This is a genomic window from Flavobacterium erigeronis (genome assembly GCF_054075165.1).
On sequence record NZ_JBSKGP010000014.1, the window covers coordinates 34,610 to 56,137 of the forward strand.

General features: G+C 33.7%; 18 protein-coding genes. 10 read left to right on the forward strand and 8 right to left on the reverse strand.

What is annotated here, in order from left to right; all coding sequences use genetic code 11:
• The first annotated feature begins 23 nt into the window (after positions 1-23).
• Positions 24-1,337, forward strand: coding sequence for a UDP-N-acetylglucosamine 1-carboxyvinyltransferase (murA, locus tag ACWA1F_RS22705; protein ID WP_091497287.1), 1,314 nt, complete (start codon positions 24-26; stop codon positions 1,335-1,337).
• A gap of 90 nt (positions 1,338-1,427) precedes the next feature.
• Positions 1,428-2,306: a cation diffusion facilitator family transporter gene (locus ACWA1F_RS22710; protein ID WP_306159088.1), complete on the forward strand. Its 879-nt coding sequence runs from the start codon at positions 1,428-1,430 to the stop codon at positions 2,304-2,306.
• Between the two features lie 232 nt (positions 2,307-2,538).
• On the opposite strand, the gene ACWA1F_RS22715 is transcribed toward ACWA1F_RS22710, so the two are convergent.
• From ACWA1F_RS22715 to ACWA1F_RS22725, 3 genes are all read right to left on the reverse strand, one after another.
• Entirely contained in the window at positions 2,539-5,028 is a 2,490-nt protein-coding gene (locus tag ACWA1F_RS22715) for a DUF5686 and carboxypeptidase regulatory-like domain-containing protein (RefSeq protein ID WP_456897176.1), read from the reverse strand.
• A gap of 113 nt (positions 5,029-5,141) precedes the next feature.
• Positions 5,142-5,555 (reverse strand): type II 3-dehydroquinate dehydratase, encoded by a 414-nt coding sequence (aroQ, locus tag ACWA1F_RS22720; RefSeq protein ID WP_456897178.1) that lies wholly within the window; start codon positions 5,553-5,555, stop codon positions 5,142-5,144.
• Between the two features lie 108 nt (positions 5,556-5,663).
• Entirely contained in the window at positions 5,664-6,224 is a 561-nt protein-coding gene (locus ACWA1F_RS22725) for a porin family protein (RefSeq protein ID WP_306159083.1), read from the reverse strand.
• Between the two features lie 292 nt (positions 6,225-6,516).
• On the opposite strand from ACWA1F_RS22725, the gene ACWA1F_RS22730 reads away from it, so the two are divergent.
• The 4 genes from ACWA1F_RS22730 (at position 6,517) to ACWA1F_RS22745 (ending at position 10,529) form a co-directional block, all read left to right on the forward strand.
• Positions 6,517-7,038, forward strand: coding sequence for a hypothetical protein (locus tag ACWA1F_RS22730; protein WP_456897180.1), 522 nt, complete (start codon positions 6,517-6,519; stop codon positions 7,036-7,038).
• Positions 7,039-7,301: 263 nt separating this feature from the next.
• Complete coding sequence (locus ACWA1F_RS22735; RefSeq protein ID WP_306159081.1) at positions 7,302-7,883, forward strand: porin family protein; 582 nt, start codon at positions 7,302-7,304, stop codon at positions 7,881-7,883.
• 78 nt (positions 7,884-7,961) lie between these two features.
• The gene (gene xerD, locus ACWA1F_RS22740) at positions 7,962-8,858 is read left to right on the forward strand and encodes a site-specific tyrosine recombinase XerD (protein ID WP_456897182.1); all 897 of its coding nucleotides are present in this window, start codon (positions 7,962-7,964) and stop codon (positions 8,856-8,858) included.
• A 150-nt stretch (positions 8,859-9,008) separates the two neighbouring features.
• Positions 9,009-10,529: a PAS domain-containing sensor histidine kinase gene (locus ACWA1F_RS22745; protein ID WP_456897184.1), complete on the forward strand. Its 1,521-nt coding sequence runs from the start codon at positions 9,009-9,011 to the stop codon at positions 10,527-10,529.
• Positions 10,530-10,674: 145 nt separating this feature from the next.
• On the opposite strand, the gene rny is transcribed toward ACWA1F_RS22745, so the two are convergent.
• The 3 genes from rny to ACWA1F_RS22760 form a co-directional block, all read right to left on the reverse strand.
• Positions 10,675-12,234: a ribonuclease Y gene (rny, locus tag ACWA1F_RS22750; protein WP_306159073.1), complete on the reverse strand. Its 1,560-nt coding sequence runs from the start codon at positions 12,232-12,234 to the stop codon at positions 10,675-10,677.
• A 209-nt stretch (positions 12,235-12,443) separates the two neighbouring features.
• Complete coding sequence (locus ACWA1F_RS22755; RefSeq protein ID WP_202006050.1) at positions 12,444-12,737, reverse strand: cell division protein ZapA; 294 nt, start codon at positions 12,735-12,737, stop codon at positions 12,444-12,446.
• A gap of 4 nt (positions 12,738-12,741) precedes the next feature.
• Positions 12,742-13,032, reverse strand: coding sequence for a hypothetical protein (locus tag ACWA1F_RS22760; protein ID WP_008464802.1), 291 nt, complete (start codon positions 13,030-13,032; stop codon positions 12,742-12,744).
• Positions 13,033-13,214: 182 nt separating this feature from the next.
• Here ACWA1F_RS22760 and ACWA1F_RS22765 point away from each other — a divergent pair, with 182 nt between their 5' ends.
• From ACWA1F_RS22765 to ACWA1F_RS22780, 4 genes are all read left to right on the forward strand, one after another.
• Positions 13,215-14,897: a M23 family metallopeptidase gene (locus ACWA1F_RS22765; RefSeq protein ID WP_456897187.1), complete on the forward strand. Its 1,683-nt coding sequence runs from the start codon at positions 13,215-13,217 to the stop codon at positions 14,895-14,897.
• 12 nt (positions 14,898-14,909) lie between these two features.
• Complete coding sequence (locus ACWA1F_RS22770) at positions 14,910-17,375, forward strand: TonB-dependent receptor plug domain-containing protein (protein ID WP_456897189.1); 2,466 nt, start codon at positions 14,910-14,912, stop codon at positions 17,373-17,375.
• 105 nt (positions 17,376-17,480) lie between these two features.
• Entirely contained in the window at positions 17,481-17,783 is a 303-nt protein-coding gene (locus ACWA1F_RS22775; protein WP_456897191.1) for a hypothetical protein, read from the forward strand.
• An 87-nt stretch (positions 17,784-17,870) separates the two neighbouring features.
• Positions 17,871-18,590 carry a CREC-EF hand family protein gene (locus ACWA1F_RS22780; RefSeq protein WP_456897193.1) on the forward strand — a complete coding sequence of 240 codons (720 nt, stop codon included), beginning with the start codon at positions 17,871-17,873 and terminating at the stop codon, positions 18,588-18,590.
• Positions 18,591-18,758: 168 nt separating this feature from the next.
• Here ACWA1F_RS22780 and ACWA1F_RS22785 read toward each other — a convergent pair whose 3' ends face one another.
• Together ACWA1F_RS22785 and ACWA1F_RS22790 are read right to left on the reverse strand one after the other, a co-directional pair.
• Positions 18,759-19,460 carry a DUF2971 domain-containing protein gene (locus ACWA1F_RS22785; RefSeq protein WP_456897195.1) on the reverse strand — a complete coding sequence of 234 codons (702 nt, stop codon included), beginning with the start codon at positions 19,458-19,460 and terminating at the stop codon, positions 18,759-18,761.
• A 127-nt stretch (positions 19,461-19,587) separates the two neighbouring features.
• Positions 19,588-21,417, reverse strand: a complete 1,830-nt coding sequence (locus tag ACWA1F_RS22790) for an ABC transporter ATP-binding protein (RefSeq protein ID WP_456897197.1) — start codon at positions 21,415-21,417, stop codon at positions 19,588-19,590.
• Positions 21,418-21,528 lie beyond the last annotated feature (111 nt).

The following is a 21,528-nucleotide window of genomic DNA, read 5'->3' on the forward strand; positions in this document are numbered from 1 at the left end:
AACTCAGAACCTAAACAAGATCTATGGGAATTTTTAAAATCGAAGGAGGAACTCCTTTAAAAGGAGAAATCACTCCGCAAGGAGCAAAAAATGAGGCGTTACAAATTTTATGTGCCGTGCTTCTAACAGGAGAGAAAGTAAAAATTAATAACATTCCTGATATTATAGACATCAATAAATTAATCACTTTGTTGGGTAATTTAGGGGTGAAAATTCAACGTAATGAACCAGGTTCTATTACATTTCAAGCTGACGAAGTTAATGTTGGCTATTTAGAAACTGAAGCTTTCAAAAAAGAAGGTGGAGCGCTTCGTGGTTCTATTATGATTGTTGGTCCGCTTTTGGCTCGTTTCGGAAAAGGATATATTCCAAAACCAGGAGGAGACAAAATTGGACGTCGTAGATTAGATACGCACTTTGAAGGTTTTATTAACCTTGGAGCAAAATTTAGATATAACAGAGAAGATCATTTCTACGGAGTAGAATCTCCAGAAGAAGGACTTCAAGGTACAGATATGCTTCTTGATGAGGCTTCTGTAACGGGAACTGCAAACATTGTAATGGCTGCCGTTTTAGCAAAAGGAAAAACTACAGTTTACAATGCTGCTTGTGAGCCTTACTTACAGCAGTTATGTAAAATGTTAAACTCTATGGGAGCAAAAATCACTGGAGTTGGTTCGAACTTATTGACTATTGAAGGAGTTGAAAGTCTTGGCGGATGCGAGCACAGAATTCTTCCAGATATGATCGAAATCGGTTCTTGGATTGGTCTTGCGGCTATGACAAAAAGCGAAATCACAATCAAAAATGTTAGCTGGGAAAATTTAGGATTGATTCCGAATACTTTCAGAAAATTAGGTATTACAATCGAAAAACGTAACGACGATATTTATATTCCGGCTCACAAAGACGGATATGAAGTGAAAACGGATATCGACGGTTCTATCTTAACTATTGCAGACGCACCTTGGCCAGGCTTTACGCCTGACTTATTAAGTATCGTTTTAGTTGTGGCAACACAAGCAAAAGGAGATGTGTTGATTCACCAAAAAATGTTCGAAAGCCGTTTATTCTTCGTGGATAAATTGATCGACATGGGAGCAAAAATTATGTTATGTGACCCGCACAGAGCTGTAGTTATGGGACATAATTTCGAATCTCAATTGAAAGCAACTACAATGTCTTCTCCAGATATTCGTGCGGGAATCTCATTGTTGATTGCAGCGCTTTCTGCAAAAGGAACTAGTACAATCCAAAATATTGAGCAAATCGACCGTGGATATGAGCGTATCGACGAGCGTTTGAGAGCAATTGGAGCAAAAATCGTGAGAGCGTAATGAAAAGATAGCCACGAATTCACGAATTTTAATCTCAAAGATGAGCAAAAATAATTCGTGAATTCGTGGCGAAAAAAAATATAGTCGTAAATGACAAACGAACAAAAAGCTGTAAAAGCTACTATTTTTAGTATAGCCGGAAACACCTGCTTAGCCTTGACAAAAGGTTTAGCGGGTTTTTTTGGCAATTCTTATGCCTTGATTGCCGATGCGATCGAATCGACGACGGATATATTTTCGTCTTGTTTGGTTTTGTTCGGAATCAAGTATTCTAATAAACCTGCAGACGAAAACCATCCATACGGACATGGTCGCGCAGAACCTTTAATTACTTTTTTGGTTGTTGGTTTTTTAATTACTTCAGCAACTATTATTGGCTACGAAAGTATCGCAAACATTAACACTTCACACGATTTGCCTAAATCTTGGACTTTGTATGTTTTAGGTGCGATTATTATTTGGAAAGAATATTCTTTTCGTGTGGTAATGAAACGTAGTAAGCAAACCAACAGTTCGTCTTTAGCAGCTGATGCCTGGCATCATCGCAGTGATGCAATAACTTCTGTAGCTGCATTTATCGGAATTTCTTTTGCGCTTATTATGGGTAAAGGATATGAATCTGCAGATGATTGGGCGGCGCTTTTTGCAGCTTGTTTTATTCTTTACAATAGTTATAAAATCTTCAGACCCGCGCTAGGCGAAATCATGGATGAAAATCTTAATGATGATTTGGTAGAAGAAATTCGCGTAGTTTCTTTAACTGTAACGGGAATATTAGGAACTGAAAAATGTTATATAAGAAAAGCTGGAATGCGCTATCATGTGGATCTTCATGCCATTGTCTCGGCTAAAATTTCTGTAAAAGAAGGCCACGATTTATCGCATAAACTTCAAGATACCTTAAAAGAAGAAATTCCGCAATTGGGGAATGTTTTGATTCATATTGAGCCAGATGATTATCACTGCTGAAAAAAAGCTACTAAGGTTCTGAGATGCTGAGCTTCTAAGGTTTTTAGTCTTTGTCAGGCTGAGCGAAGTCGAAGCCCACGCAAAGTTTAACTAATTGATATATTGAAAATCCGCTTAAATTGTAGTCTGGTTTCACGCAGATTTTACAGATTTAAGCGGATTTTTTAATATTCAAGATTATCAGATTCTATGAGAAAACTTAGCATCTTAGTTCCTCAGTACCTTAGCACCTTTAATCCAATACATTCAAAATCTTCAATCCAAACACAACACCGTTTTGTTGGATTCCGCTTTGGTAAGAATGCACATAATCGATTCTGAATAATTTGAATTTTCCGAAACCAAGATTATCTAAACCAACTGTAAATTCAGTATACGGATTCCTGTCAGGAAGTGCCAAGGCATGAAAACCAAGATTCATTGTTGATTTTAAAAGATTCAATAACGGAATTTTATTCATAATAAATCCCGTGTCATTGTATTCATTGTGCATTTCAAAATAACTGTCGTTTGTGCTGTTTGAATAGTATGGCATCATGTTGAAAACATTCAAATAACGTTCACTTGTTCCGAAATGAGTTTGGTTTCCGTTAAAATGTCTGTAATCGACAAATGATATATTTTTAGCATTAAAGAATTTTCCGGCTCTAAAATTAGTTCCCAAAACACCTTTGTTTCCAAGCGATAAATCGTATTGAACAGAAGCGCCGATTCGTTCATATTCGTATTTTTTTTCGCTTGCCGCGAATGCCTTTTCGAATGCTAAATAAATCGTCGGATATTTATCATCTTTAAAATTAAATCGTCCGTCTGGGCGTGAAATATATTTGTTCCCAAAATTTATTCTCGTTGTTACCAAAGCCTTAAACAAATGATGCTCATCAAAAGCAGGAGTAATAAAATCATTTGGAGCCAACGGATTATTTGACGAATAAAGATCATCTTTCTTAAAGAAGGAATAATCAGTCGTGTTGAAAAGCGGTTTGCGTTGTTCGTAGCCTATTTTTCCAGTAAGATTAATTCCGTTTGCAATATCCTGACCGTAATTTATTTCAGCAAATTCCAAATTATACAGTTTCATATAATTGTCTTTAAAGAACAGAGAACTTATAGAATTGACAAATTTAGAAATCGGTTCAGCACTATTAAATTGAGCTGTTTTTACTCCTCCAGAACCCCAAATTGTAGCATAATTGATTGTATTAAATCTATGGCTGAATTGTCCAATAGCACGAAAACGCTCATCTGAAAAACCGTAATTAAAAGTGGTGCTTATCGAAGTACTTTTTCCTTCCTCTTCATTCCATTTTTTAAAAGAAAAACCAGAATCCAGATTAAAACCCTGAACGGTATTAAAACTCAAAGAAGCAATATTGAGCAAGCCTTTATAATCGAAAGAATATTTTTTATACGTGTTTTTATAATCGTACCCCATTAAAATATCCCAAACCTTAAATTTATTGTTTTTTGCATCAATAGAATCGGTGTATTTTTTAGATTTTCTAATGGTTTGCAGGCTGTCTTTTTTGGCGTAATCACTGCTTTCCTCAATTGTTAATGGAATCGGACGAATTTCATTCCAAAAGGCATCATCTTTTTTATTGGCATTAAGCTCAAAAGCCACAAGTTCGTTTCCGAAAGTTTTCTTTTCAAATGAAGCAGGAAATTCATAATTCGAATAGACGTAATTGAAATTTCCAGAGAATTTTACACCAAAAATGCCCGCATTAAAAGAAAGTGTCTGTGCGTTTTTTGACCAGATTTTGTTCTTTGTGTTGTAGCTGAAACTCTGTTTCAATTTCATTATTTCTGTAAACTCATTTTTCATTCTGTAGCCTTTAATTTCGAGATCAATGGCATAAATAGCAAAACTGTCGTCTACAATATAAATATAGCCTTCAAAAACAGGCTCCTTATCACGTTTCGGAATTACTTTAATTTTGTTAATCTGTTGATTGTTATCGTCATAAAAAGTGCTTTCCAATTTATATTTGTAATAATTGAAAGCATTGTCAGCGATTGGTGAAATCAGCTTGACGTCAAAATCTAAAGCATTGTCGTAAAAGTCATAATTGGATAATGCGGCTGTGTTGTAGCTGTAACCGCGGTTGTTTCCAGAAACTTTGGAGGCAATAATGTTTTCTTTAAAGTTGTTTGGTTTCTCATAACTAACTTTAGAAATGGTTTCAGATAAATATAAAATCCCAGTTCCGGTAGAATCTAAGTTGGAAGACATATCGTCACCCAATTCTACTTTTTTGCCTAGAATTTTTTTAGGAAGATCTTTAACCTTAAACATTCCTTTCGAATAAAAATCGACGGTGTATCTTTCGGTTTTATCTGAGTTTTCCTTTTTGTTTGCGATAGCACTTCTTATAATTGCATTGGCTGGATTGTTTTTAGGATCTATTACAACTTCATTCAATGCAAAACTTTCTTCCTGAAGCTTAACATCCAAAGTAACCATTTTTGTTCCTGATGCAACGCTTATTTTTTGAGTTTTAAAACCTAAATATTGAAAAGTAATTTTGTTCTTTCCAATTTCTTTTACATTCAGCTGATATTTTCCCTGTTCATTTGAAGTAGTTCCCGCATACGTATTTTCTTCAAAAACGGATACAAACGGAAGCGGATTTCCTTTGTCATCTGTAATTGTTCCTTTAATTTGAGAAAAAGCTGTAATTGAAAAAAATAGAAAGGCAAATAAAGTAATGTTTCTCATGTAGTGTGGCTTATCTTACAAAAATATAACAAGTTAAATCTGAGCTTATTAATAATTTGTTAAATTCCAAAAACTACAAAAGATACTTGGTCAGGCTGAGCGAAGTCGAAGCCTTATAAAAATGATTGGATTGCCAGTTCGTAACTTTTTAGTCCGAAACCTAAAATAACTCCTTTTGCATTTCCTGATAAATAAGACTGGTGCCTAAAACTTTCTCTAGCGTAAGTATTAGAAATATGAACTTCAATTACGGGAGTTGTGACCGCTTTCATAGCATCTCCTAAACCAATTGAAGTATGCGTGTACGCACCGGCATTCAAAATAATTCCGTCATAAGTAAAGCCGCATTCTTGAATTTTACCAATCAATTCGCCTTCAATATTGCTTTGGTAATACGAAAGTTCAATGTTTGGAAATTTTTGTTTCAACGTTTCAAAATAATCTTCAAAAGTTTGGCTACCGTAAACTTCTGGTTCTCTTTTTCCTAAAAGATTCAAATTAGGTCCGTTGATGATGCAGATTTTCATAAAATAAAAAATTTAATAGTGATGCAAAGGCATTTTATAAGTAAGCGTAAAAATAAAAAAACCGCACTAATAAATAGAGCGGTTTTTGTAAAAGTATGTGATATTCTTTTAGAACATGTATCCAGCAGAAAGTTGGAATACAGAGTTTTTAAAGTCAGCTTCTTCTGAAATTTCTGTTAGACCAATTCCGTAACGAGCCTGAACAAAAAGACCTCCAACTACTTTTAATCCTAGACCCGCATTAAGAGAGAAGTCAAATGTATTTGGATCTGCTGCATCAAATTCTTTTTTATTGCTAACAAGGAATGATGCCTGTGGACCAAGTTCTAAGCTAAGAGATTTAGTCATGTAGATTTTTGCCATTACCGGAATAGCAATATAACCCATTTCGTTTTTAAATTCTGAAATAGCATTTTTATACGTTGCTCCTTGAGTAGTATACAAAAGCTCTGGCTGAATTGAGAATTTTTCTAATAATTTAAGTTCTGCTACAAGACCTGCGTGGTAGCTTGTAATACCTTCTTTGTCAACAGAAATTCCTTCAAAGTCAGAACCTCCTGTTTGGTTAGCAAAGTTAACCCCTGCTTTAACCCCGATTTGTACAAATTGTGCGTTTACTGCTGCTGATGTTGCAAGGAACATAACAGCTACTAAAAGTATTTTTTTCATAAAAAGGTTTTTAAAAATTGGTATTTTAAATGTTATTTATAGATCAAAACTACATATTTAGCGTTTTATTGCATTATATTTTAGATTAAATAATTACTAAAATTCCCACCGAAATTTAAAATATGGCTTGCAAGAAGCTGTAAATTTCTTTTATTTCCTTGAATATCAGGTGCTGTTTAAGGAAGTTTTTTCTGTCTTATTCTATTATTTTTTTAACTTATGGTGGAGTTGGTCTTGTGCGTATAATCTTATTTTTGCCGTATTAAATCACAAATAAGAAAAAAAAAAAATTATGAAAAAAATTGTTTTAGCTACTATTGCATTGCTAAGTTTTGGTTTCGCACAGGCACAAGATGGAAGTTTTAAAGTAGGAGCTCATGTAGGTTTTCCAATGGGCGATGCCAAAGATTTCTACTCTCTTAATCTAGGAATTGATGCGGCCTATCTATGGAAAATAACAGACAAAATTAATGTAGGGGCTACAACAGGCTTTTCTACGTATTTAGCAAAAGATTATACGTGTATGACAGTTGTTACGAACCCTTTCCCTGTTTTAACAGAAGTTAAACAGAAAGGAAAAAATGCTAGTTATATTCCAGTAGCGGGTACAGCACAATATTCTTTAACTGATAAATTATTTGTTGGTGCTGATCTAGGGTATGCTATTAGTGTGGGTGAAGGAGATGGTGGATTTTTATATCAGCCAAAATTTGGTTACCAAACAGAAAAAATTGAATTATATGCTTCATATAAAGGAATCTCAAATGATGGATCAATTTCTTCTATCAATTTAGGATTTAATTATAAACTATAATTGGTTAAATAGTAAATTATTTTTTTTGAAGAACCTTTCTCGATTTGGGAAAGGTTTTTTTATATTATAAACGAAAAATTAGCTTTTCTTATAATGTTTTTGGAATAAATTTTAGGCAGTATTTTAAAAAGTCTGTTAGTTGTATTTAATGTATAATAAACATTAGCTTATTATTATACTTTTTTATTTGTTAAATTCCTAATATGTATTTATGAAGAATATTTTTATATTTGATCTATTAATTTAACCCAAAACAAATTAGAATGAAAAAAATAATTTTATCTGCCATTGCAATAATGGCTTTTGCATTTACAAATGCTCAGTCAACAAGATTTGGAATAAAAGGAGGTCTTAACATTTCAAATGTAGTTGGAGGAGATGTAGAAGATAATAAATCACTAGTAGGATTCCATGTTGGTGGTTTTGCAGAAATTCATGTAGTTGAAAAGTTTTTTATTCAGCCAGAGCTATTGTACTCTGCTCAAGGAGCTAAATTTGATGGCCCTTTTGGAGCTGATGGAGACTTAAAATTAAATTATTTGAACATTCCTGTATTAGCGAAATATTACGTTGTTGATAATAAATTTAGTGTAGAAGCTGGTCCTCAACTGGGTATTTTATTATCAGCTAAGGCAGAAGGTGAAGACGTTAAGGACTTTACAAGATCAACAGATTTTGGATTTAATTTAGGAGCTGGATATAATTTTACAGAAAACTTTTCTGTAGGTCTTCGTTACACTATTGGTTTATCGCCTATTACTGATAATGATATTGATGATTCAGAAGAATATTACGACAGCGCAAAAAACAGCAACTTACAGCTTTCTTTAGCTTATAAATTCTAATCTGAGTTTTAAAGTATTTGTAAAACCTTCCTTTTTAGGAAGGTTTTTTTGTGCCAAAAAATCATTTACTTTGTAGATATGAATTGGAGCAGATATATAAAAGATTATCAGTCATATTTGAGGATTGAAAGGGGTTTGTCTAAAAATACGATCGAAAACTACGGCTTTGATATTGAACGTTTATGTCTTTTTTTAGAAACTAACCAGATTGATGTTTCGCCTATAAAAATTTCAGATGAAACGTTGCAACAATTTATTTATACAGTAGCAAAAGAAGTTAATCCGAGGTCGCAGGCAAGGATTATTTCTGGACTTAAAAGTTTTTTTAATTATCTGGTTTTCGAAGATTATAGAAACGATAATCCTTTAGAATTAATAGAAGCTCCAAAAACTGGCCGAAAATTACCCGATACTTTATCGCTTCAGGAAATCGATGCTTTAATAGAAACAATCGACTTAAGCACCAATGAAGGCGAGCGAAACAGGGCAATGCTGGAAACTTTATACGGCTGCGGATTGCGTGTCTCTGAATTGATTTCGCTTAAAATTTCAGATCTTTTTTTTGATGAAGGCTTTATTAAAATTACAGGTAAAGGAAACAAAGAAAGATTTGTTCCGATTGGGCCGTTAACTCAAAAATATATTGATATTTATAGAAATGCGGTGCGATGTAATCTCACGATTAAAAAAGGAGCCGAAGATACCTTATTTTTAAACAGAAGAGGAAATCAGCTAACTCGCGCCATGGTTTTTACAATTATCAAAGATCTTGCGCAAAAAATGGGGCTGAAGAAAAGTATAAGTCCGCATACCTTACGCCATTCTTTTGCAACTCATCTATTAGAAAATGGAGCAGATTTGAGATCTATTCAATTAATGCTTGGCCACGAATCTATCACAACTACAGAAATTTATGTGCATTTAGATCGCAGTTTTTTAAAAGAAGTAATGCATAGTTTTCATCCTAGGAAATAATTTTTTGCAGTATTGTGTGTTTTTGTTTTGAAAATTTATATATTGTGTTAAAATTTTAATTTAATAGGAATAAAAAGCATTAAAACGAGTTGGTTTGTTTGCTTTTTCCGAGTAAGTTCTGAATATCTTATTTACATAAAGAAGTAGTATATGGTTTTTGATTTATATGGAAATGACGATTGCTTAGAGCTAAATAATTTTTACAAAAAATTGTTGGCCGAAATGCCCGACCTGCTTTTTCAATTTGTTATTGATTTCGATAATAATTACACTTTTCCCCTTGTCAGTAAATCGGCAGACGAAATATTTGAACTTTCTGCAACCGATTTTAAAAATGATATAAAGTATATAATCTACGATCGAATTTTACCTCAAGATCGCGATCATTTTTTTCAATCGTTAGTTGCGGCTAGAAAAGAAATAAAGCCGTGGGAAATTGAGTTCAGAGCCACGCTTCCTAAAAAAGGAATCCGCTGGTTTAAGATTTCTTCCAAAACAGAATCTTCAACAAATGGGAATGTGATTTTTTACGGTCATGTTTCAGATATTACCGAATTAAAAGATAAAGAAGAAAAACTTAGAATTTCAGAAGAACGCTTTCAGTTTGCTCTTGATGCTTCTACCGTAGGAATCTGGGATTGGGACATGGTTACCAACAGGGTTTTTTATTCTTCATTATCTCTTAAAATTTTAGAATTAGAATCAACTGATGTTTTTGATGATCCAGAGCGTTGGGATAAAATTGTGCATCCAGACGATCTTCCAAAATATTACTCTGATATTCATGAACATTTTGATAACAAGATTCCGTTTTACGAAAATTACCATCGTGTAATGACTTCCAGCGGTAATTACAAGTGGATTTTAGACCGTGGAAAAGTGATCAAGCGTGATGAAAACGGTAGGCCTCTACGTGTAATTGGAACTCATACCGATGTTTCTGCTCAAAAAGAAAAAGAGCTGGAACTTATAAAAACGATGAAATTATACAGCGATCAAAATAGCCGATTGTTGAACTTTTCGCATATTGTTTCGCATAATTTAAATACACAAGCTGGGAATATAAAATCGATTTTAGATTTTATTGATGCCGATGTCAATAAACAGACCGTGGCTGAAATGCTGGAACATTTGCGTACGGTTTCTAATGATTTGAATGAAACGATTTCTAATCTTACTCAAATTGTAAAAACGCAGAGTAATATTAATATTGCGGTAGTGCCCTTAAAACTTTGTGAGTATGTCGAAAAGACAATTTCGACGATTAAAGGGTATGATAAACAGCGCAACGTAACGATTATAAACAACGTTCCGAAGTATTTAACGATTAATTTTAATCCAGCCTATATGGAAAGTGTTTTGTTGAATTTTACAACAAATGCGATTAAATATGCGCATCCAGATCGAGATCCGGTAATTACTTTTGATTTTGCAATAGAGCCTGAAGGTTTTAAATCGCTTAAGATTACAGATAATGGCCTCGGAATCGATTTGAAAGTTTATGGCGATTTATTGTTCGGAATGTATAAAACTTTTCATAAGCACGAAGAGGCCCGCGGAATTGGATTGTATATTACCAGAAATCAAATTGAAGCGATGAAAGGAACGGTTGAAGTAGAAAGTGAAGTAGGAGTAGGGACAAGCTTTAAAATTGTTTTTAATGATATGTAGGGTTTGAGACTTCTTTTGATGAAGAATGTTTTAGAAAATAGAAAATAGAATAAAGAGATAGAATAAAGAAAATAGATTGTATAAAAAAAAACAAAGGCTGTCAATTGACAGCCTTTGTTTTTTTTTTTATTTTATATTACTTGGATTATTTAGCAATGTTTACAGCTCTAGTTTCTCTAATAACTGTAACTTTTACCTGTCCAGGATAAGTCATTTCTGTTTGGATTTTTTGTGAAATTTCGAAAGATAAGTTTGCTGCGTTATCATCAGAAACTTTTTCGCTTTCTACAATTACACGAAGTTCTCTACCAGCTTGAATTGCATAGGCGTTTTTCACACCACTGAATCCGTAAGCTACATCTTCAAGATCTTTCAGACGCTGAATGTAAGAATCTAAAACCTGACGTCTTGCACCTGGTCTAGCTCCAGAAATAGCATCACAAACCTGAATAATTGGAGAAAGTAAAGATTTCATTTCAATCTCGTCGTGGTGTGCTCCAATTGCGTTGCAAACCTCTTCTTTTTCACCATATTTCTCAGCCCACTGCATACCTAAAAGTGCGTGTGGTAAATCACTTTCTGTATCAGGCACTTTTCCGATATCGTGTAATAAACCAGCTCTTTTTGCCAATTTCACGTTTAGTCCTAATTCCGCAGCCATAATACCGCAAAGTTTAGAAACCTCTCTCGAGTGCTGTAATAAGTTTTGTCCGTACGAAGAACGGTATTTCATTCTACCCACAACTTTAATTAATTCTGGGTGTAAACCATGAATTCCTAAGTCGATAACAGTACGTTTTCCTACTTCGATAATTTCGTCATCAATCTGTTTTGCTGTTTTAGCAACAACTTCTTCGATTCTTGCAGGGTGAATACGTCCGTCAGTTACTAATTTGTGTAAAGATAAACGGGCAATCTCTCTACGAACAGGATCAAAACAAGAAAGAATAATTGCCTCTGGCGTATCATCAACAATGATTTCAACTCCAGTAGCCGCTTCAAGAGCTCTAATATTACGACCTTCACGACCGATAATTCTACCTTTTACATCGTCAGATTCAATATTAAAAACAGATACACAGTTTTCAACCGCTTCTTCCGTTCCAACTCTTTGAATAGTGTTGATGATGATTTTTTTAGCTTCTTGCTGTGCTGTAAGCTTAGCCTCTTCAATAGTTTCCTGAATGTGAGACATTGCTTTCGTTTTAGCTTCAGCTTTTAAACCTTCAACCAATTGTTCTTTTGCTTCTTCAGCAGAAAGACCAGAAATTACTTCTAATTGCTGTAATTGACTTTTGTGAAGTTTGTCAACTTCAGCTTGTTTTTTGTCTAAAACTTCAATTTTATTATTGAATTCAGCTGTTTTAGCTTCAAATTCGTCATTTACTTTTTTAGCTTTAGAAAGTTCATTAGAAACTTGAGATTCTTTATCACGTACACGTTTTTCTACTTCAGCCACTTTTTTATCGCGTGCTAAAATAACTTGTTCGTGTTCTGATTTTAATTCGATAAAACGCTCTTTTGCTTGAAGGATTTTATCTTTTTTAATGTTTTCTGCTTCTAAATTAGCGTCTTTTAAGATAGAAGCAGCTTCTTTTTTAGCGTTTTTGATTAGGTTTGAAATATTACTTTTCTCGATAATTTTAGCTATTGCAAATCCTGCTGCAATACCTACAATACCAATAATGATCGTTATGATGTCCATGTTTGTTAGGGTTTATATATAAAAAAAGCCTACATTAATTGCTTGTATAAACTCGTAAAGACAAGTTTTGAGCTAACTCACTGTTCAAGTTTCCCAGCCAAAAGGAGGGCATACTATAGTAGCGACGATTTGCTCATTCTAAATTGTTAGTGTTGAGTTTACCAATTGTGAACTAATGTAGGCAGTATCTTAGTTTCTGTAAAGAACGTTTATTTTTCGAGATATTGATCTAAAAGCGTGTTTAATCTTTTAATTCTTTCGATGGTTTCTTCTCCGTCGATTGCATTATCAATCTGTTTTTGTTCTACTTGCGATGCAAATTGTAATGCACACATGGCTAGAACGTCTTGTTTGTCACGAACCGCGTAATTTTCTTCGAACTGCTTTATCATAGCATCAATTTTTTTAGAAGCACTTCTAAGTCCTTCTTCCTGAGCGGGTTCAACCGTAAGTGGGTAAACGCGGTCGGCAATTGATATTTTAATTCTAAGCTTTCCGTCCATACTGTTAATCTGATAGTTGCGCTATGCAGTAATCAATTTCGCGAATTAATGAATTTATTTTAAGCTTTGTCTCTCTCTTGTTATTGTCGCTGCCAAGCAACGAATTGGCTATCTTAAGTGTTTCATTTTGCTTCTTCAAAGCTTCCATTTCCTCAGATTGTTTCTGGATAATTTGCGCAGCTTTGGCTAGTTCTAATCGTAATACTTGATTGTTTTGTTCGAAAGCTTTTGATTTTTCAAAAAGCTTTTCGACTTTATATTCAAGAGTATCAATTATTTCTGCAATTACACTCATTATACATCCTATTCATTACTTAATCATACAAAGTTAGTATTCCTTTTTATTAATGCAATTTTTTCTCGATTTTTTTGCGTTAAAATTAATCAAATTAATGAATTTCAGTTAATTGTATTTTTTGTGGTCTTTTTCTTTCTTTTATTGGTTAATTTTTCGCTATCTTAGCAAAAATGTTGCTTATGAGATTTCCTGTACTTGCCCTTTTGATTTGTAATTCTATATTTGCTCAAACGCAATATCCTAAAGACTATTTCCGCCCTCCGCTAGATATTCCAATGCAACTTTCTGGTAATTTTGGAGAGTTAAGACCCAATCATTTTCACGCTGGTTTTGATTTGAAAACCAATCAAAGAGAAGGGCTGACTGTGCATGCCATTGCTGATGGTTACGTTTCTAGAATCAAAATTTCAACTTATGGAAACGGAAAATGTATTTACATAACACATCCAAACGGATATACGTCTGTTTATGGGCATTTGCAAACGCCAACCGGAGCTATTCTTGATTATGTAAAGAATACGCATTACAAAGAAAAGGCGTATGAAATCGAAATGTTTCCAAAACCAGATGAACTTCCTGTTGCAAAAGGAGATATAATTGGTCTTTCTGGAAATACAGGTTCTTCTGAAGGACCGCATCTTCATTTTGAAATTAGAGATACAAAAACAGAATTTGTTATCAATCCGATTTTCTTTGGCTTTGACCAAAATATAAAAGATACCAAAAAACCTACTTTGTCTAGTTTGTATGTTTATCCGCTAGATAATGCAACGGTAAATCAGTCAAAACAGCCTTTGCTGGTTAATATGACACTTCAAAAAGATGGAAATTATCTGGCTTCTAAAGTTAAAGCTAATGGTAAAATTGGTTTCGGAATCAATGCCATTGATACTGATGATGTTTCTTATAATAAAAATGGGGTTTTTAATGTTTCAACTTTTTTAAACGGAAATCCGAATTATAACTATCAGTTTGATACGTATTCTTTTGACGAAATGCGCTATATCAATGCTTTTATCGATTATCAGCGATATAAAAAAAGCGGACAGCGTGTGCAGAAACTTTTTATGAAAACGCCTTTTGCTTTAAGCATTATTAATACAGATGCACTTAGAGGTGTAATTACGGCAGAAGCCAATTTGGAATCAAATTACAGAATTGAGGTTTCCGATTATTTTGGAAACCAAAGAACGGTTACGGTTCCTATCGAATACGATACTGCAACTCCACTTGTTGAAGCTGAACCTATAATTTCTAGATACTTTGTAAAATATGACAAAGATGCAATTTTCGAGAAAGATAATATGTCTGTTTTCTTTCCCGCAGGTACATTTTACGAAGATTTTAATATGAATTTTGATGTGAGAAATAACAAAGTTTATATTCACGATGACACGGTTCCAGCGCATTCAAATTTTACGATTACGATAAAAGATGCCTCTTATCCAGAATCTTTGAGAGATAAATTGTATATCGGTAAAGGAACTAGTTTTAACGGAACGATTAGAAAAGACGATATTTTTACTGCCAAAGCAAAAGTCTTAGGGGCATACGGTTTGGTTCTGGATACAATTCCGCCGGTTATTAAAATTGCCAAACCAGTTGAAGGAAAATGGATTAGCGATCAAAAGAAAATTGATTTTACGATAAGCGATTCTTTGTCGGGAATAAAATCTTATAATGGTTATTTAAATGGAACTTGGGTATTGTTTGAATACGAAAATAAAGCTAGAAGAATTACGCATACTTTTGATGAGCAATATTTGGCAGATGGAGAAAACGTTTTAAAGATTGAGGTAGTTGATAATGTAGGAAATACTACTATCTTTGAAACACGTTTTCTTAGAAGTCAAAAAAAATAAAACCCAAAATCTTTGAGTAACAACAGGTTTACATTCGCTTTTCTTTTTCTCTTTTTTAGCTGTATCGCATTAGCTCAAAACGCTCGTATTAAAGGGCTGATTTTAGATACAGAAAAACATCCTGTTTCTGGTGTAAATGTTTCTTCGCAGGATCTTGCTGTGCAGTCTGATGCAAATGGGTTTTATGAAATTGTGATTCCGTCAAACAAAAAAGTTTCTTTGATCTTTACTCACGTTTCCTTAAAAATGATGAGTCTGACGGTTAGTTTAAAAACAAATGAAGTTTTTGTTTTTAATCCGATCATGAATAATTCTGAAGAACAAATGGGCGAAGTCTTTGTTTCTTCTGGAAATAGAAAACGAGTTCAGGGAATTACATCAGTTGATACTGAAACCATAAAGAAAATTCCAGGCGCCAATGCGGGAATCGAAAATATTCTGAAAACACTTCCTGGGGTTAATTCAAATAACGAATTGAGCACACAATATATGGTTCGAGGTGGAAATTACGACGAAAATCTAGTTTATGTAAATGAAGTAGAAGTATACCGTCCGTTTTTAATTCGCTCGGGACAGCAAGAAGGACTTAGTTTTACCAATACGGATTTGGTGCAAAATGTTGAATTTTCTGCAGGTGGATTTCAAGCTAAATTTGGAGATAAATTGTCTTCTGTTTTAGATATTACGTATCGAAAACCAACTGAGTTTGGAGCGGCTTTTGAAGCTAGTTTTTTGGGAGGAAGCGCTGCAGTTGATTTGGTTTCAAAAAATAAAAAATGGTCTGCCGTAACTGGAGTTCGCTATAGAAATAATAGCCTTTTGGTTAATAGTCAAGATACAGATACCAATTACAAACCCACTTTTGCCGATATTCAAACCAATGTAAATTATGATATTTCTGAAAAATGGCAAATGAGCTTTTTAGGAAATATTTCTCAGAATAAATATTCGTACGAGCCTTTGGTACGCCAAACTAATTTCGGAACTGCAGACCAGCCAATGGCACTTGCGGTTTATTATGACGGACAAGAAAAAGATCAGTACGATACCTATTTCGGAGCTTTAAAAACGACTTATAAAGCTTCGTCCACGCTTACTTTAAAATTAATTGGATCTTTATTTCATACGACAGAAAAAGAACATTTTGATATTTTGGCTCAATATCGTTTAGGAAATGTAAATGCTGAAGATCCAGAAAATGCTTCTGGAGTAGATTTTACACGCGGAATTGGTTCTCAACTCAATCACGCTCGAAATGATTTGGATGCTTTGATTGCCAATATCGAATTGAAGGGAATTAAAAACTGGAAGGAAAGCCAATTGGAATTTGGAGTAAAATACACCAGAGAATCTATTCGAGATCGAGTAGTAGAGTGGGAAGTAATCGATTCTGCAGGGTTTTCTATAAATCCACCAGTGGCAATTTTACCAGAAAACAATCAACCTTATGCCTCTTATTTGGGTCCGCTTTTACCTTATAAGAATATACGAGCGACGAATTTTAATACTGTAAACCGTTTTTCTGGTTATGCACAATGGAACAAACAATCAGAATTAGGATCAAGTCAGATTTGGTATCATTTGGGAGCGCGTTTCCAAGGATGGAATGTTGAAGGCGCTTTAGAAGAAGGAAAAACGCAGTTTGTGGTAAGTCCGCGTGCGCAATTTGCCATAAAACCAGATTGGGATCGCGATATGGTTTTCAGAATTTCTGGAGGGTTGTATCATCAGCCACCATTTTATAGGGAATTGCGTGATCTGGATGGAGTGGTGAATCCGAATGTGAAAGCGCAGGAAGCGGTTCATGTCGTTTTGGGTAACGATTATCATTTTAAAATGTGGAATCGTCCTTTTAAATGGGTAACGGAATTGTATTATAAATCACTTTCAGATGTAAATGTATATTCGATTGATAATGTCCGAATTCGTTATGTGGCGAATAACGATGCCAAGGCATACGCTCAAGGATTAGATTTTAGATTAAATGGCGAATTTGTGCCTGGAACAGAATCTTGGGTAAGTTTTGGCTATATGAAAACCGAAGAGAATTATGAAAACAAAGGTTATATCGCTCGTCCTACAGATCAGCGTTTAAAATTTGCAATGCTGTTTCAGGATTATATGCCTAATATTCCAAGTGTAAAAGTATATTTAAATTTGGTTTATAATACGGGATTGCCAGGAGGCGCACCAGCCTACACAGATCCGTATTTGTATCAAAATAGATTGAATGATTACCGAAGAGCCGATATTGGTTTTGCAAAAGTGTTTGTTGACAGCAGTACGCAGAATACTAAAAAAGGCTGGCTGAAAAACTTTAAAGAGCTGTCTCTTGGACTAGAAATTTTTAATCTCTTCAATAATCAAAATGCGATTACAAATACTTGGGTTCGCGATGTGTATTCAAAAAATCAATATGCGATTCCAAATTATATGGCTTCTAGGGTTTTTAACGTTAAGTTAAATGCGAGGTTATGAGAAATGTAATTGCAAAATAAGGATAATCTTACTTTTTTGATGTATAATGTTTATATTTGATTTTTTATTTATTGCGGTGGGAAATGGTAATGAATTTTTATAAGCATGGATTATTCTAAACTGTATCAATTTTTAAATAAACAAACTGGGAAATTCTTTAATGACCAATCTCCTAATTATTGGATTGAAAAAGATTTAGGAATTTATGGAGATGAAGCAGTGGACTTTTTGGTTCAGTTTTCTAGTGGTTTTGATGTAAACATATCAGATTTTAATTTTGCAGAACATTTTAATTCTGAGTCAGATAAAATCAGTCTCTTTGTATCTAATTTTTTTAAAAGAAAAAACAAAAAAGATTTAACAATACAAGATTTAAAGGATGCTTTAATTAAAAGAAGATTGGAATAAGAAGATAATTTAGTGTCATCTTTATTGGTAAAATCCAAAAATACAATCAAAAATAGTATATTTGATAATCGTATATAACCATTATAGATGAAAAAGTATTTTAAATATATCGCCCTAATCCTTGTCGGAACAGTAATTAGCTGTCGAGAAGAAGTTCAAAAGCCAAAAGTAAGTTATGGCGCTTCAAACAAAGTAAGCGTTGCCAAAACAGATTCTACACAAATTGAAATTGCCGATCTTCCTATCCAAATGGAAGGAACAAATTATTTAATTCATCCCGTAGGTGATTTAAGATTGTATGAAAGAGGTTCTAAAGCAAGATTTGGTTCGTCGAGCGTAAACGATGTGAGTTTTACGATTTCGAATTTAGGCGAATATGAAATTACAGGTTACCTGCAGAATTTAAAATTTCAAAAAGTAGATTCAGATTCTATCCGACCATTATCAGATAAACCAGTTTTAATTTTAACGGCGACTTATCTGAAAACTGTTGCAGACAGAACGCATAATAATGTTATGGTTTATACCCTGACAGATTCAGATACTAATAAAGACGGAAAAATTGATACCAGCGATATCAAAACGTTATACCTAAGTGACATCAGCGGAGAAAACTTCACAAAAGTCTCAGCAGATTTGGAAGAATTAGTAGATTGGAGTTTAATTGAGTCTAAAAATCGTTTGTATTTTAGAACTATAGAAGACACCAATCAAAACGGTCAGTTTGATAAGAACGATGTGCTGCACTACAATTATATTGATTTAGCTTCTAAGAAGTGGGAGGTTAAGGCATATAAGCCTATTTAAGCTACTAAGGTTCTGAGGTTTTGAAAAGAGTCAAAGAGAAATAGAAAAAGCGGATGGAAAATTTTTTGAAAAATTTCCATCCGCTTTTTTTTATTTAATGAAAGTAAAAAATCATTCTAATCTTTTAATCTGTGGCTAAAAACCTTTGAATCTTAGCGCCTCAGAACCTTAAATCAAAATATCACTTTCTAGATCAGACTTCTCAATTTCAAAACCAAAGTCCAGTCGCTCAACCAATTCTATTACCAGCTTTTTATACCAATTTTCAGATTTTGGATGAATGTAAATCTTTTCGATTAATTGATTAATATCGACATTAATTTTTAATCCGTCATTTAGCTTGATGTCACTTTTAGAAGTGTCAGTTAAAATGCGGACTTCGCGTTCGTATTGAAAGCTTTTTCTTTTGAACAAAAAAGGAAAAAACAAATCGTCAAACGGAATATATTCTTTTCTGTAGTCGATATAATTGACTTCACCGATGAATTGATCAAAATTGTTTTCGGGTTTTAGCGCTTTCTGCAATCGCCCTATTGTAGATTGAATGGCTAAACCTTCACTGTTTTGGGTAAAAATCTGCCACATGGCAAAAGATTCGTATTCATTAATATGCCAGCTGCTTATGGCAACTTGTTCGCGATGTGTTTTATAGTATTTTAAAAAATCAGGATTGCCAGTAGCGAGCTTTTTAATCTCCTCGTAAGTAGGTTCGCTAAAAGTGCCTTCATACTGATCTTCAAATTTGTCTGAACGAGACATGAAAAGCTTTTTTGAAAGCAGTAAATCTAGAAATTTAGATAAGTCCAGATATTTCCAAACTATAGTGTTCGGATCTTCAGGAAGTGTAATGTTTGGGTTGTTAAGATACATTTTCGTGAGATTAACGATTTATTCTTTAACTCACCTAAAGTTATAAAATAAAACACAGATTAAAGAAATTAAACTGAGTTTTAATATTTCCTTAATCTGTGTAAAATAATTGGGCTATGCTGTTTTCTTAAGATTCGAAAGACTGCATGGTTACCAATTTATTGTAAGTTCCGTTGAGTGCAATTAACTCTTCGTGAGTTCCTTGTTCAACGATTTTTCCTTTTTGCATTACGACAATCACATCTGCTTTTTGAATAGTAGAAAGACGGTGCGCAATTACAATCGAAGTTCTATTCTGCATCATGTTTTCAAGCGCCACCTGAACAAATTTTTCGCTTTCGGTATCCAATGCTGATGTTGCTTCGTCCAAAATCATAATCGGCGGATTTTTCAATACGGCACGAGCAATTGATAAACGCTGTTTTTGTCCGCCAGAAAGTTTGTTTCCGCTGTCTCCGATATTAGTATAAATTCCATGCTGCAGCTCTTTTACAAATTCGTAAGCATTAGCAATTTTTAGTGCTTCGATAATCTCGTCATCAGTTGCATCTAATTTTCCTAAAGAAATATTTGCTTTAATGGTGTCATTAAATAATATGCTGTCTTGTGTAACCAAGCCCATCAAACTGCGAAGTGAATGCAGATTCATGTCTTTAATGTTGATTCCGTCAATCGAAATTGCTCCATCATTAACATCATAAAAACGCGTCAATAAGTTTGCAATTGTACTTTTTCCACTTCCAGACTGTCCGACCAAAGCAACAGTTTGTCCTTTTTTAATTTGAAGAGAAAAGTCTTTTAAAACCGTTTCTTCTTCATATTTAAAATTTACATTCTGAACGCTGATAGTGTCATCGAAAGTTGTTTTTTCAATAGCTTTTTCTTTAGAAGTAATAGGGTTTTCCTGTTCTAGAATTTCAAGAACGCGTTCTGCAGCAGCGTTTCCTCTTTTTACTCCATAAGAAGCTTTAGAAATTGCTTTTGCTGGCGTCAAAATGTTATAAGCCAATCCCATATAAGCAATGAAAGAAGCGCCATCTAGCGTTTTGTCAATTAAAACCATTTGGCCTCCGTACCATAGTAAAATAGCGATTACGGTAATTCCCATAAATTCGCTTGCAGGTGAAGCTAGATTCTGGCGATTTCCAATACTGTTTGATAATTTGAAAAATCTTTCAGTTGAATTTTGAAAAACAGTATTAAAGTAATTTTCAGAATTATATCCTTTAACCACTTTTAAACCTCCGATAGTTTCTTCGATAGTAGAAAGAAAATGACCTTGTTCCTGTTGCGCTTTCGAAGATTGTTTTTTAAGCTGTTTTCCAATTAAAGAAATAATGTAGCCAGAAACGGGGATAAAAATAAATACAAACAAAGTTAGCTTTGGGCTTATGAAAAGCATGGCTGCAATTGTAAAAAGAATCGTTAGAGGTTCTTTTACGATAAGCTCCAAAATGGCTAAAAATGAAGTTTGAACTTCGTTAACGTCTGCAGAAATTCTAGAAATCACGTCACCTTTTCTTTTTTCAGAATAAAAAGACAAAGGCAGTTCCAGCGTTTTTTTGTACATCGCATTTCGCATGTCTCTTAAAACTCCATTTCTTAAAAAGTTAATGAAGAACATAGCCAGATAATCAACTAGGTTTTTTAGTAAAAAGATACTAATAATTCCGGCTACCATAATCGATAAGGTACGGCCAACGCCATATTGATCGGTAGTAGTCGTTACGTAATAGCTTAAATAATTTTCTGCGTATGTTTTAATGTGCAAAATTCCTTCATAAACTGGTTCAACAGTCTTTCTTTTGGTTTGGTCAAATAAAACTTGAATCATCGGGATCAACGACATAAAAGAAAGTGTGCTGAAAAGCGCGTATAAAACATTAAAGAAGATGTTTAAATAGGCATATCTTTTATATGGATATATAAAAGGAACTATTTTTTTGAAAGTACTCATTTATTTTTTTTGGTGTTATTTTTTGGTGCTTTAGGATCTCTCACAAAGTTTTGAGATTTTCGGTGTTTATTTTTGTAGGGACAAAATTAATCCAATTGAGGTGTTTTCAAT

Bases quoted from the DNA above. Each gene is read 5' to 3' on its own strand.
- ACWA1F_RS22730 (WP_456897180.1), top strand. From the start codon at position 6,517: ATGAAAAAAATTGTTTTAGCTACTATTGCATTGCTAAGTTTTGGTTTC.
- ACWA1F_RS22785 (WP_456897195.1), bottom strand. From the start codon at position 19,460: ATGTATCTTAACAACCCAAACATTACACTTCCTGAAGATCCGAACACT.
- xerD (WP_456897182.1), top strand. From the start codon at position 7,962: ATGAATTGGAGCAGATATATAAAAGATTATCAGTCATATTTGAGGATT.
- rny (WP_306159073.1), bottom strand. From the start codon at position 12,234: ATGGACATCATAACGATCATTATTGGTATTGTAGGTATTGCAGCAGGA.
- ACWA1F_RS22715 (WP_456897176.1), bottom strand. From the start codon at position 5,028: ATGAGAAACATTACTTTATTTGCCTTTCTATTTTTTTCAATTACAGCT.
- ACWA1F_RS22760 (WP_008464802.1), bottom strand. From the start codon at position 13,032: ATGAGTGTAATTGCAGAAATAATTGATACTCTTGAATATAAAGTCGAA.
- ACWA1F_RS22765 (WP_456897187.1), top strand. From the start codon at position 13,215: ATGAGATTTCCTGTACTTGCCCTTTTGATTTGTAATTCTATATTTGCT.
- ACWA1F_RS22780 (WP_456897193.1), top strand. From the start codon at position 17,871: ATGAAAAAGTATTTTAAATATATCGCCCTAATCCTTGTCGGAACAGTA.
- aroQ (WP_456897178.1), bottom strand. From the start codon at position 5,555: ATGAAAATCTGCATCATCAACGGACCTAATTTGAATCTTTTAGGAAAA.
- ACWA1F_RS22710 (WP_306159088.1), top strand. From the start codon at position 1,428: ATGACAAACGAACAAAAAGCTGTAAAAGCTACTATTTTTAGTATAGCC.
- ACWA1F_RS22745 (WP_456897184.1), top strand. From the start codon at position 9,009: ATGGTTTTTGATTTATATGGAAATGACGATTGCTTAGAGCTAAATAAT.
- murA (WP_091497287.1), top strand. From the start codon at position 24: ATGGGAATTTTTAAAATCGAAGGAGGAACTCCTTTAAAAGGAGAAATC.
- ACWA1F_RS22790 (WP_456897197.1), bottom strand. From the start codon at position 21,417: ATGAGTACTTTCAAAAAAATAGTTCCTTTTATATATCCATATAAAAGA.
- ACWA1F_RS22755 (WP_202006050.1), bottom strand. From the start codon at position 12,737: ATGGACGGAAAGCTTAGAATTAAAATATCAATTGCCGACCGCGTTTAC.
- ACWA1F_RS22775 (WP_456897191.1), top strand. From the start codon at position 17,481: ATGGATTATTCTAAACTGTATCAATTTTTAAATAAACAAACTGGGAAA.
- ACWA1F_RS22725 (WP_306159083.1), bottom strand. From the start codon at position 6,224: ATGAAAAAAATACTTTTAGTAGCTGTTATGTTCCTTGCAACATCAGCA.
- ACWA1F_RS22735 (WP_306159081.1), top strand. From the start codon at position 7,302: ATGAAAAAAATAATTTTATCTGCCATTGCAATAATGGCTTTTGCATTT.